9 protein-coding genes are annotated in these 12,935 nt (G+C 42.9%); 2 read left to right on the top strand and 7 right to left on the bottom strand.

What is annotated here, in order from left to right; genetic code table 11:
- Positions 1–114 precede the first annotated feature (114 nt).
- The gene (locus LZF95_RS09385) at positions 115–1,218 is read left to right on the top strand and encodes a Gfo/Idh/MocA family protein (RefSeq protein ID WP_233754729.1); all 1,104 of its coding nucleotides are present in this window, start codon (positions 115–117) and stop codon (positions 1,216–1,218) included.
- 759 nt (positions 1,219–1,977) lie between these two features.
- On the opposite strand, the gene LZF95_RS09380 is transcribed toward LZF95_RS09385, so the two are convergent.
- The 5 genes from LZF95_RS09380 to LZF95_RS09360 all read right to left on the bottom strand — a co-directional run bounded on the left by LZF95_RS09380 (position 1,978) and on the right by LZF95_RS09360 (position 7,904).
- Positions 1,978–2,781: a DUF1080 domain-containing protein gene (locus LZF95_RS09380; protein WP_233754728.1), complete on the bottom strand. Its 804-nt coding sequence runs from the start codon at positions 2,779–2,781 to the stop codon at positions 1,978–1,980.
- Between the two features lie 86 nt (positions 2,782–2,867).
- Complete coding sequence (locus LZF95_RS09375; protein ID WP_233754727.1) at positions 2,868–3,764, bottom strand: diacylglycerol kinase family protein; 897 nt, start codon at positions 3,762–3,764, stop codon at positions 2,868–2,870.
- Between the two features lie 5 nt (positions 3,765–3,769).
- Positions 3,770–4,732, bottom strand: coding sequence for a phosphatase domain-containing protein (locus tag LZF95_RS09370; RefSeq protein WP_233754726.1), 963 nt, complete (start codon positions 4,730–4,732; stop codon positions 3,770–3,772).
- Between the two features lie 104 nt (positions 4,733–4,836).
- On the bottom strand, positions 4,837–5,889 hold the full coding sequence (locus LZF95_RS09365; RefSeq protein ID WP_233754725.1) for a M42 family metallopeptidase: 1,053 nt from the start codon (positions 5,887–5,889) through the stop codon (positions 4,837–4,839).
- Between the two features lie 131 nt (positions 5,890–6,020).
- Positions 6,021–7,904: an amidophosphoribosyltransferase gene (locus LZF95_RS09360; RefSeq protein WP_233754724.1), complete on the bottom strand. Its 1,884-nt coding sequence runs from the start codon at positions 7,902–7,904 to the stop codon at positions 6,021–6,023.
- A gap of 386 nt (positions 7,905–8,290) precedes the next feature.
- Between LZF95_RS09360 and LZF95_RS09355 the strand changes: the two genes are divergently transcribed.
- Positions 8,291–9,697 (top strand): sigma-54 dependent transcriptional regulator, encoded by a 1,407-nt coding sequence (locus tag LZF95_RS09355; RefSeq protein ID WP_233754723.1) that lies wholly within the window; start codon positions 8,291–8,293, stop codon positions 9,695–9,697.
- Positions 9,698–9,699: 2 nt separating this feature from the next.
- Here the strand turns inward: LZF95_RS09355 and LZF95_RS09350 are convergent, their stop codons facing one another.
- Both LZF95_RS09350 and LZF95_RS09345 read right to left on the bottom strand, forming a co-directional pair.
- Positions 9,700–12,210 carry an ATP-binding protein gene (locus tag LZF95_RS09350; protein WP_233754722.1) on the bottom strand — a complete coding sequence of 837 codons (2,511 nt, stop codon included), beginning with the start codon at positions 12,208–12,210 and terminating at the stop codon, positions 9,700–9,702.
- 45 nt (positions 12,211–12,255) lie between these two features.
- On the bottom strand, positions 12,256–12,798 hold the full coding sequence (locus LZF95_RS09345) for a DsrE family protein (RefSeq protein WP_233754721.1): 543 nt from the start codon (positions 12,796–12,798) through the stop codon (positions 12,256–12,258).
- Positions 12,799–12,935 lie beyond the last annotated feature (137 nt).

The following is a 12,935-nucleotide window of genomic DNA, read 5'->3' as shown; positions in this document are numbered from 1 at the left end:
AATATTGACAGCTCTCTATCCTGTCTAGAGTTAATTGCTAAACAATAAAAGTGAGTGCTAATGATTACTAAGCACATCGAAATTCTCGCCTTTTTAGATTAAAAAGTCCAACCTATGAAAAAGCACTTTCTTTTAATCTTCTTTATTTTGATCCTTCTAAGCTCCCTTACTTTTGCGCAGCAAAAGCGCACCAAAATCGGAGTTGCGGGTCTTACTCATGGACATGTAGGCTGGATACTGAATGCTAAAGACCGAGCAGATCTGGAAATCGTGGGAATTGCCGAACCAAATAAAGAACTGGCAAAAAGGCTTACAGCACAGCATGGAATTTCTATGGATTTGGTTTTTGACAGCATGGAAGAGATGCTGGAGAAAGCCAAGCCTGAAGCCGTCACGGCTTTTGGAAACATCTACGACCACTTAGCTGTAGTCGAAGTTTGTGCACCTAGAGGCATTCATGTGATGGTGGAAAAACCACTGGCAGTAAGCCTGGAACATGCCACTAAAATGAAGGAATTGGCAGAACAGCATAAAATACACTTGATCACTAACTATGAGACCACTTGGTATCCCAGTACGTTCAAAGCCAGTGAAATACTCCAAAACGGTGAAGTGGGTGACCTGCGAAAAGTAGTGGTGAGAGACGGGCATCGCGGCCCAAAAAAAATAGGAGTAAGTGAAGAGTTTTTGCAATGGCTGACAGATCCTACGTTAAATGGAGGCGGGGCAATTATTGATTTTGGCTGCTATGGAGCGAACTTGGTTACCTGGCTACAATCCGGAAAACGACCCAGGTCAGTAACCGCGGTCACACAGCAACTTCAGCCTGAAAACAATCCAAAAGTGGATGATGAAGCCACGATAATCCTAAATTATGAGGATTCGCAAGCAATCATCCAGGCTTCTTGGAACTGGCCCATTGGAAGGAAAGACATGGAAATCTATGGCTTGACGGGAGCTATATATGCAGACAATCCCACAGACGTGCGTGTTCTCCATGCAGAAGGGTATTCCGGTTTTGATGAAAGTGAATATAAGTTAGAATATACAAATTCTCCATTCGAAGATCCATTCACGCTTTTTTTGGCTGTTATCAATGGTAATCTCGTTCTCGATGACTACGCCCTTCCTTCACTTGAGAATAATATGATCGTAGTGGAAATCTTATCCGCAGCAGTGGAAAGTGCCAAGACCGGAAAGACGGTTCACTTGAAGTAAGTAGAAGAGGGAAGCTCGATGATTGAAGTGGTGTTGTGCTAAGCATTAACTCGTATTTCACACATAACCTCTCCAAAGGCACCAATAAATCATACCTAAAAAAGCTGTTCACAAGACAGGGACGGCGGCAACACAACTATCTTCCAAAAGGATCTCCCCCATTTGGTCAGCAATATTTCTCAAGCGCTCATAAACCCAGTCCTCTCTACTATACCAGAAATGGCCCTAACTTCACATAAATCAGCTCCAAGGTTCTATTTTGAATAAGAGGTAAAACTTTGGTTTTTGAAAATACAGATGATGAAATGGGGTTAGGAAGATTAAAAACTCATTGACCAACGCAAAATCTAACATTAAAATTTTCATATTTTAACGTTAGATGCAAAATTCGACCTTAATGTTAAGACATCCGCCTAGGATTAACATTAAAAAATTTAATGAAATCCCCTCCCTCTGAACTGGAAAGGATCTTGGAACAGAGTTTTGCCGCCAACTTCCTTCAGAACTTGCCTGAAGGCTGTTAGATTCCACTTCATGATGCCCCCCTTATTCACTATACGGCACATATCAAGAGCCGTTCGCGAGGGCACGAACGGCGGCAATGGAAAATTAAACGGCAATGGAAGTTAGAAGAGCCTAACTCATATAATCTCTGTTCTAAATTCTTTACTCTATAGTCTTGGCTTCAGCATCTTGGCTCCAGTATCTTGGCTCTTTTATCTGAAATCTTGACACTTATGTCTAGATACTTGCAACTCCCTACAATTCCTTAATCTTCAAATTCTTAAAAACCACTCCCTGTCCTTCGCTCTGCAATCCAATATATCCCTGAGTGAGTGGGGTTCCATCCACTTTGTATTGCGGGTCAAAATTAGCGGCTACTCCTCCCCCAACCTGAGGTTTGCTGTACTGCAAAACAGTATCTCCATTCACCATATGAATGACTAATGAATCACCGTAAACGATCAGATCAGCTTTCACCCATTCATCCCATTTGAAAGTCGGAGAAGTGGAATTGATGCAATGCCTAGGATCTTTTTTCCCTTCGAAAAACACGTCAGTTCCCGGAGAGCACATATTCCCGGTAGGCCTAGGCACTCCCTCTTCTTCCTCAGCCAGCATTTGCCATTCCACAGATATAGGCCAATCCTGCTCTTTTAGGATCGTCTCTGGTGCTTGTGAGTGGAACATCACCCCACTGTTTCGGTAAGTATAACTTGCCGCATCTTCCAGCCACTGATCCGTAAATCTATACTCCCAGGTCATATGGAAAGCTGAAAATGGCTTTTCATAAAACAAATGGCCATAGCGATCATTAAACCCCTCATTGTAATCGTCGTAATTCACCACTATAACACCATCTTCTACACGGAAGGTATTTTGATAATTATCTCCAGTTTCATGATGGTGAATTTTAGGAATCCATCCATCCAGATTCTCTCCGTTGAACATATCGATCCACTCGGATTCGGACACTTCTGTTAGCTGGGCTTCCTTTTTCTCAGAACTACAGGAAATCAGTGAACCTCCCAGAAGAGCTGCTAGTAATATTTTTCTATACATGGGTAAAAACTAAAATAAAAAGACGAAGAGTAAGGTAAGGAATTCTTCTCTCTTATTCATCTGCAGTAAATACCTCCTGCAAATTATCAGGATGACTGGCAAGAAGAAAATGATTCCCCTACGAGAAACCTGAATGCATGTTTCTCAATTCTGACGGTGACTTTGTGGGTACTATCCATGACCTCTCCGTCAATCTGAAATACTGCTCCCTCCAGGTTGCTGATTTCACAGCTCGACACGCTCCAGGACTCTATCCCCTCCATATCGTCTAGGTCACCATTGACAAATCCCATAGTCATTTTCAAATAGTGTTCTGCAGTCTCTGGGTTGATCGATATCACTTCAAACTTGCCATCATCCATGACACCTTTGCAATTCACTATTGCACCTGTCCCATACCTTGGACCATTGGCGATTACTACCATCTTAGCTGTCAAGGCAATAATTTCATCCTCTATTTTCAACTCAAATTTCATGGAATCAGTACCGAAGATTTCCCCTATGGAGTGCTTTACATACCCTAGCATCCCTCTGGATCCATCTTGTTCAAACTTCTGGATCAGGTTGGCATTTATCCCAAAATCAGCTAAATGAAGGCAAATCTCATCATTGATAATAATAGCATCTATGTGCTGAACTTTAAACCTTCGGATCACTTCCCAAGACTCTTCTAAGGTGTCGATTCCCATACATTTGGCCAGGCCATTTGCAGAACCAAAAGGAATAATCGCTATAGGGATTGATAGCCCCCCCAGACTCTTAGCCACCATTTTTACCGTACCATCACCGCCCGCGGCTATAACTAAAGCAGGCTTGAGATTATGGATTTCCTGTTGGATGCTCTTATAATCATCCTTCCCGGTAGTTTCATATAGGTAAACCGAATAATCAACTAGCTCCTCCTCGATTATTTCGTCTAATTCATCTCTGCCCAACCCATTATCTCCAGATATAGGATTATACACAAATAAGCAGGTCAGCATAAGCCTTAAATTATCATTTCCTTAATTGCAATAGCCGTTGCTTCATCGGAAGTCTCCACAAAATGAAAACGATCCATATTTATAATAGAAGACAGCTTCTCACGGCGCTCAGGATCCAATTCACCTACTAATCTGATAAAGACTCCTTTGATCCTGTTTGGATGGTTCCCCATTACTTCAGCATAGATTTCAGGATCTTCTTGGCCGCTATCTCCTATGAGATAAAAAGACATCTGGGGATACATGTTGAAGATCAACTCAATTTTCTCAAACTTATGCCGGTGATCTCCCCCTCCTGATTTCCACACATTTCTGAGATTGATGTGTTTGTCTTTGAGAAAAAGCGGTCCATCGGGAATATGGCGATAGCGTAGAAAATCTTTGATCAGATCAAACAAAGACCAGTCACTGCTGGAAACATAAAAAACAGGCAGGGTCCAATTATCAGTTAGCTTTCTGTAGAATTCTGAAACGCCCGGTAAGGGTCTTCTGGTAAACGCATTTTTTGAAATGGACAACCAGAATTTTTTCCCTATTTCTGTAGAATGGGAGATAATGATCGTATCATCAATATCAGAAATCACCCCGGTGTCCCCACTATAGCGAATCACTTCCATATGTGCTATACGAGACTTTCTGGTGCTAGGCTCAAGAACCTGAAAAGTGACTGAATCACTCACGTTATCTTTGGGTGGACATTCCACAATATGAAGCTCAAAAACCCCATCTTCATCAGTGGAAACCACATGGGCTTTATCCTGGAATGAGATCTCTACTTTAGCGTTGGGAACAGATGACCCAGAATATCTCCTGATCGCTGCTAAGATGTTTTTAAGCCAATTGTTCCGCGAGGAAGGTCTTTTTTCCCTGTATGCTCTGATTACCCTGCCTTTTAAGAAAACGACTTCTTCATTTCCTAATGCAAGAAAAGGCTCAACGGTAATTTTGTCTTGTTTCACTATAGCCATTAAGTATTTGTAATAGTTGGTTGTGGTATCTGTTACAAAAACCAAGCAGGAATGGCCATAAGTAATCAGCCCTTTGGATTTAGATCCCCAAAGGGCTTAATTAATCAGTGATTCCAATCGTATTGGTCTATCTGCTCAAGACATGCTTTCAGTAAGGCAATCGAATCCGCAATATCCTTTTTATGTGCCATCTCTATTACCTGGTGCAAATGTCGTGTGGGAATAGAAATGGCCCCGGCAATTGCCCCTTGTTTCCCCATTCGCTGTACTCCTGCGGTGTCAGTGCCTCCGGCAACCAAAATCTCAGGCTGCCAGGATATTTTCTCCCTATCCGCAGTCTGTTTCATAAACTCCACCATTCTATAGTCGCATATAGTCATGGCATCCATTATTTTAATAGCCGTTCCCTTACCCAGTTCAGTTACTTTTTCATGTGGCTGTGCGCCGGGCACATCAAATGCTATGGTAGTATCCAGCGCAATCCCAAAATCAGGGTTGGTACCGTGCGCCGCCACATTCGCTCCCCGAAGACCTACTTCCTCCTGCACCGTAAATGTAGCATAGACATCATAAGCAGGATCGTCAAGCTGCTTTAACGTCTCTATTAATATAAAGACAGCCACTCTGTTGTCTATTGACTTGCAGTTCACACAGTCACCCATCTCGATTAATTCCCGGTTTCTGGTCACTGGATCCCCTATGCTGACGTATTTCTCCACTTCTTCTTTAGGCATACCCAAGTCGATAAAGAAATCAGTTGTCTTTGGAAGCTTCGTCTTTTCCTCAGGGGACATCACATGTATCGGCTTACTTCCCATCACGCCCACCAGATCCTTTTTGCCATGTATGATTACCCGCTGGGCAGTAAGTGTTTTCGGATCAAACCCACCTAGCGTATGGAATCTTAAAAACCCATAATCATCAATATGCGTGACGATAAATCCGATTTCATCCATATGGGCAGCCACCATTACGCGCTTTCCATCGGGATTCCTTCTCCCTCTTTTTACCGCAATGACATTTCCTATGTTGTCTACTTTTACCTCATCCACCAGCGGGGTAACTAAGTCTATGACTAAATCACGAACCCTTTTTTCAAAACCAGGTGCCCCGGCGATTTCACATATATCTTTTAGAAGGCTAACGTTTATATCCATTTTATGATTTTTTCCAGAAAGTTGAAATTAAAACTATTAAAAGAAAAAAGGCACAGAGACGTGAACCTTTGTGCCTTTTAGTATATTTTATTTGATCCCATAAGGCGAGTTAAAGCCTTTTCTTGAAATGATCAGTAAGCTCTGACAGTCTTGCCTTCAATGTAATTGACAAAAGACTTGTTGACGACTCTCATTCCACCTGTGGTAGGGTAATCTCCGGTAAAATACCAATCACCCAAATGTTTCGGACAGCATTTGTGAAGATTTTCCACTGTCTGGTAAATCACTTTTACTTCGGCTTTGATATCCTCATTGGTGACAATCTCGGATATCTTTTCAGATATCTCATCATCGGTGAAGGAGCTATAGATCCCCTTTACAAAATTCTCTGAAGAATAAGGTGAGGCAACACATGACTCATAAACCTGATCTACAACATTCTCTATCTTCCGTTCCTTGATCAATGCCAAAGCAGCTCTGAAAGCAATAAATTCCTTCATTTTGGACATATCTATGCCATAGCAATCCGGGAATCTGATCTGCGGAGCCGAAGAAACTATGATGATGCGTTTTGGCTTTAACTTGTCCAACGTAGTCAAGATACTTTTCTCCAGGGTGGTGCCCCTCACTATACTATCATCTATGACCACTAGGGTATCAATGCCAGACTTGATCACTTCGTAGGTAGTATCATACACGTTGGCCACTATAGAATCCCGGTCATCGTCATTGGTGATAAAAGTCCTCAGCTTCACATCCTTACTCACCAGTTTCTCCACCCTAGGACGGAAATTGAGCAGTTCATCAAGATCACCCATGTGAGGCTTACCATCCACAAAAACTTCCCTTCGCTTTGCTGCCAAATAATCCTCCAAGCCTTCTATCATTCCGAGAAATGCCGTTTCGGCTGTATTGGGAATATAGGAAAACACAGTGTTTTTCAGGTCAAAATCAATTGCCTTCAGGATCTGGGGGATCAAAGCCCTCCCAAGGTTCTTCCGTTCTTGGTAGATATCAGGATCAGTCCCTCTGGAAAAATAAATCCGCTCAAAAGAGCATGATTTTTTCTCCCGTGCCGGCATTATTTCAGATTCCGCAAAAGAACCGTCCTTATTGATAACCAGAGCATGGCCCGGCTGGATTTCCTTGATGGAGTTAAAGTCAATATTAAACGCAGACTTGATAGCAGGCTTCTCGGAAGCAACCACGATCACCTCATCATCGGCGTAATAATAGGCAGGGCGAATACCAGAAGGGTCTCTGACAACAAAAGACGAACCATTCCCCACTATACCCGCCATGGCATAACCGCCGTCAAAGTCTCTACAAGACCTTCTCAGGATTCTGGCCATATCCAATTCATCTTCGATCACCTGAGTGATCTGCTCGTTGGTGTATTGGTGCTTGTATTTGTCAAAGATCCTTTGATTCTCCTCGTCGAGAAAGTGACCGATTTTCTCCATTACGGTGACGGTATCGGTCTTTTCTTTTGGATGCTGTCCCAGCTGTACCAGCTTGTCAAAAAGCTCCTCCACATTGGTCATATTGAAGTTTCCCGCCATGACCAGGTTTCGGCTTCTCCAGTTATTCTGTTTCAAAAATGGGTGACAAGTCTCTATTGAGTTCTCTCCGTGGGTACCATACCGGAGATGCCCAAGCCAAACTTCCCCTGTGAAAGCAATATTTTCTTTCAACCAATTCCCGTCGGAAAGTGCATCATGCCCTCCGATTTTCTTTGCTTTCTTCAGCTTACGGTTGATTTTGTCAAAGATGTAATTGACGGCGGCGGGTTCAACTGATCTGTACCTGCTGATATAACGGGTCCCAGGCTTTGTGTCAATCTTGACATTGGCGACACCTGCGCCATCCTGCCCTCTATTGATCTGTTTTTGCATCAAGACATAGAGTCTGTTAGAGGCAAAAGCTGCTGTACCATATTTATCAATGTAATACTGGGCAGGTTTTCGCAATCTAATCATTGCTATGCCGCATTCGTGTTTGATAGCGTCACTCATAGAGTCTGGCAAATGTTATTTTGAAGAATCAAAGGTAATTGTTTTCTGAAGATATTTTCCGCAAAATAAGTTCTCTTTGCTTCCTAATAATTTGGTTTATTCTCACTCTTTTGATCTAGCTCAAATCCTTTTCCAGAAGTCTGGCATCTTCACTTGGCTACATTCTGGCCAAATGCTCCACATCCAAAGCTTCCTACCTATATCCAAATCGGTCCTATCTCCCGCTAATAGGACTTGACACAATCCTAGCCCCGAAAACCCATTGCACAATACTCAAAGAGGAGGCCAAATCACAAAAAACAGTTGCTTATCCCCTAAGTGAAAAGTACCAGACAGATGTCTGGTGCTTTTTTTGCTATTTTGGTCTTTTCAAAAGAAATTGATTCATGAAACATATTTTATTAGTAGAAGATGATCTGACTTATTCCAGGATTGTAAAGACATTTCTAGAGAAAAATGGCTTTAAAGTTCAGACTGCGGTCAAAGTAAAAGAAGCGCAGCAACTTTTTGGCAATTCAAAATTTGATCTGATCATTGCCGACTTTCGATTGCCTGACGGGACTGGTATGGAGCTGCTGCAATGGGCCAAAAGCAACTTCCCGCAAACTCAGGTGATCCTGATCACCCACTACTCTGATATTCGGATAGCCATCAAAGCGATGAAGTTGGGAGCCTTTGAATACATCACCAAACCGATTAATCCGGATGAGCTGCTGGCCACTGTAAATGAATCGCTTTCTGCCAAAGCCACAGAACCCGCTACCGCTGCCGCAAGCAACAGCATTCCTACTTCAACCCCGAAGAAACCCTTCAATAGTGGTTACGTGGTAGGGAGCTCAGCGGAAGCCGAAAAACTCGAAAAACACATACAACTTGTAGCCCCTACAGACCTAAGTGTACTGGTGCTTGGGGACACAGGAACAGGAAAAGAATTCATCTCCAGAAGAATCCATGATTTCTCTACCCGAAAAGACGGGCCATTTATTGCAATTGACTGCGGAGCTCTCCCCCGGGAACTCGCGGGCAGTGAATTGTTCGGACACGTCAAGGGGGCGTTTACCGGTGCGCTGGACAATAAAACCGGGCACTTTGAAATGGCCAATGGCGGGACTATTTTCCTGGATGAAATCGGCAATCTGGGATATGAAGTTCAAATACAACTCCTAAGAGCGATCCAGGAAAGGACGATACGAAAAATAGGAGGCAATAAAGAAATCCAAATCGATGTACGGATTATTGCCGCTACTAATGACAACTTATTGTTGCAGGCCGGGGACGGACATTTCCGGGAAGACTTATACCATAGATTAAATGAATTCACATTAAGCGCTATACCACTGCGGAACAGAAAAGAAGACCTGGAAGATTTCGCGGGACAATTCCTCGAGGAGAGCAATATGCGATTGGGTAAAAACATAAAAGGATTCTCTCCTGAAGTATGGGAAATTTTCTTAGCCTATGATTGGCCGGGTAATCTGAGGGAATTAAGAAACATCATCAAACGCGCGGTACTACTTTCTTCCGGATCCCATGTGGAAAAAGAATCCTTGCCTGCAGACCTATATGAACCTTCTGCTTCAATAGGTTCTCCTCAAAGTACCCACGGGGCTTTTTCCCGCCCGAATGAATTACCTTCTCCTAAAGATTATAAATCCCAATGGGTAGAACAGGAAAAGGAGCTCATTCAAAAAGTGCTGATGGACACTAAGTTCAACAAGTCTAAGACTGCGAGAATACTGAACATGGATCGTAAAACACTCTACAGCAAAATGGAAAAATACGGACTGGACTGACCCTAAACGTTTACAGTTTTATCAATGGTCTCGGTGAGAGCTGCCAATAGGATGCGGACTTCCTCATCTAGCTGGTTGAGCAAGTCTCCGAGGCCATTTTTATTTCCGATTTTCAAACTGTTCTCCACTTTTCTGGCTGTCTGTCCCGCAGAACTTTTAATCTGTCCCAGCCTACTTCCGAGTTGATGACATATCTCCAGAATTTGTTCATAATCATTTATTCTTCTGGCTTTTTGCATCATTTCCAAATCCTTTTTGGTTTCTGTCACCAGTTCGCGCACAATATCCTGAAGCAACAATTCATCCCCCATACAAAACCTCGCTAAATCTTTCAGCTGAAACAAGGTGCTTTCTGACTCAGAGATTTTTTGATTTACCGGGGAATCTCTCAGCACATGATCGGGGAAGAATTTGCCTAGACACTCGACTAATACACGTTCTTGGAACGGCTTGAAAATGATTTCAGAAAATCCACTTTCAAGCATCCTGTCCCGCTCTTCCACAAAAACATTCGCAGTCATTGCCAGGATAGGGATTCCCTGATACTTCTCATAAGAACGTAAATTTCTCACTACATCAAAGCCGGAAAATTCAGGCATCTGTATATCCAGTATTGCCAGATCAAAATCTATAGCGACAAACTCATCCCGAAAATTGACCCCACCTGTATATGCAATGATAGAAGCCCCAAAGTAACTAAGGATAGTTTCCAAATATCGTATCCCCACCTTGTCGTCATCTACCAATAGAATTTTCAAACCTGTCAGGTCAAGCGAAACAATTTCATCAGGATTGAACACACCCCGCTCTGAATCTGTAGTGTTCATAGGCAACCGCACCAACATCTTGGTTCCCTTGCCCTGCTCACTGCTAGCGGTAATCTGCCCACCCATCAAAGAGACGAGCCGCTGTACTATTGCCAATCCGAGCCCGGTACCGCCATATTTCCTGGAAATAGAAGTATCTGCCTGGTCAAATTCGCGGAACACTTTTTCCAGAACCTCCTTGGACATCCCGATGCCCGTGTCGCTTATCTCCACAGTTAGCACACCCTCTCCCCACTTCACATCCACACATATAGCCCCTTCCGAAGTAAACTTAAAAGCATTGCTCAGCAAGTTATTCAGTATCTGCTTTAGCCGAAGCTGGTCACCAAGCAGCCATTTATCTTCAGGAAGCTCCAGAGACCATTCAAAATCGATTTTCTTTTCAGAAGCCTGCAATTCGAAAAAGTTCTGTAGAGAAGAAAACAGTGTTTCGGGGTCAAATGGATGCGCCTCCAGCTTTAATTTACCTGCCTCCAATTTGGAGAAATCCAGCACCTCATCCACGATCTCCATAAGTGTGTCAGAAGCAAATCCGATCATTCTTAAATGGGATTGCTGACTGGAATCCAATTCGGATTTTTCCAAAACTGATCTGTATCCTTGGATCACATGAAGCGGATTCCGAATTTCATGGCTCATATTCGCCAAGAACTCCTGCTTAGATCTTGCTAGCTGTTCTGACTTCTGTCTGGAAATTTCCAGGTTCTCCTGATACTTTTTAGTTACTTTGATTTCTTTGAGAATCGAATACACCATCACCGCCGCACCAATCACCGCCAAGACCACTATCATGATCAAAAAATAAGTCATGTCGTAAGTCAGTTTATATGCGGAATCATTTTGTGTATCAGATTTCTCCAGCGCACGCTGTTGTAAGGTGCTGACCAGATTTTGGATAGTATTGATAATCTTACTTTGGCTGACGGAAATTTCCGACTCCATCTGGGCTAATTTCTGTCTCTGAAAGGCCTCTTCTCTATTAACTCTATTGATTACTCCACGGATGTTATAAAGTACACTATCCAGGGGCTGGCCTGCTGGCAAATTAGGATCTCTGAGGTTTTGCTTCTGTAGATCCCGTAGATAGGCAAGAGATTTATCATCATCCTTTAAAAGGATATTCTTATTGGCCATGGCTTCCTGTCTCAAGGACATTTCCTGCTCTAGTTCCTTAAAAAGGTAATCCTTTGGGTTGATTTTACCAATGGGCTGTAACTCATGGCTGGTTGCCCGCCTTCTTATTCCCAGTTCCACTTTTTTCAATGCCTCCTGGGTAAAATTCCTATTAGCTAAGTTTGTCTTAACCTCATATAGGTTGATATAACCTATGATCAAAGTGTCCAGGTTTGTCTGCACACTTTGGATATAGCTATACTCAAGGGAATCTTCGGCCAAAGAGGCCAATTCCCATAGCTTCTCCTTCAGGGAAACCACGCTTGAATCCTGGACTCTAAAGTCTTCATCTATGCCCGAATGGTCAAATTGGGTGATCTGTATAATCTCCGACTGCAACTTGTTCAGTAGATTGAGCTTCTGGTTGGGTTCAGCAAGCTCTTTCATGGTTTCGAGGAGTCTATTTTGGGTATAATAAGTCAACCCGGCCATTCCGATCAGAAAAATAGCCGCAATGAAAAAGCCAGTAACGACTTTACCTGCAGTAGTGGAGCTCGGGGTCTTTCTGTTCATCAAAAACACATTAGCATTGAAACCAATAATTATTCCAAGTAAATACTAAAACTTCAAGAGTGTATATCCTTTGGGCACATAGGTAGTGAGGGTGGTAAGGGCAGAAAGAGCGACATTGGCACCAGGATACAGATCACTTGTTTTGATCCCTCTGGCATGAAGGGATTGCCCACACACCAAAACCTCTACTCCTGCTTCTTCCAAAGCTTCATATACGGGAATATTGGGGTTATCTGTATTGAATCGCCTATTGGACTCCTCGTTGTTCAACACAGTGAAGATCGCCCCACCATGAACTACTACCTTCACATGCATACGCTCCTTTGAAACACCAGCAAGGCCATGAAGATTCATCAGGCGCGCCACATTATCCACCCATCGGCTAATTTCGGCATTATCTGCGGCTCCTGTGGACAAATCCACAAGAATATAGTAATCAGAGTTCGGACTGGGGCTTTCGGTGGCTTCAGGCACTTCATAAATCCCTCCATAACCTTTCACCAAAGGGTACCGTGCTTCTTGAGCCAATGAAAGCTGTGTGGCTAAGATAGTCACGCAAAAGCAAACTGAAGAAAACAATCGTTTCATAAGATTGGAATTAAGGTTAAAATGTAAGGAAAATATCAAGGAGGAAAGAGATGTCCGATGGAAAAAAGAAACTTCTTTAGGGTCTAAGGATTATTATGATGCCTCTCAACGAAATCGTACTTCTAAAATCGTAAAAC

The organism is Algoriphagus sp. AGSA1 (assembly GCF_021390545.1).
Lineage (GTDB): Bacteria > Bacteroidota > Bacteroidia > Cytophagales > Cyclobacteriaceae > Algoriphagus.
This window is presented reverse-complemented; position numbering and strand designations above follow the sequence as displayed.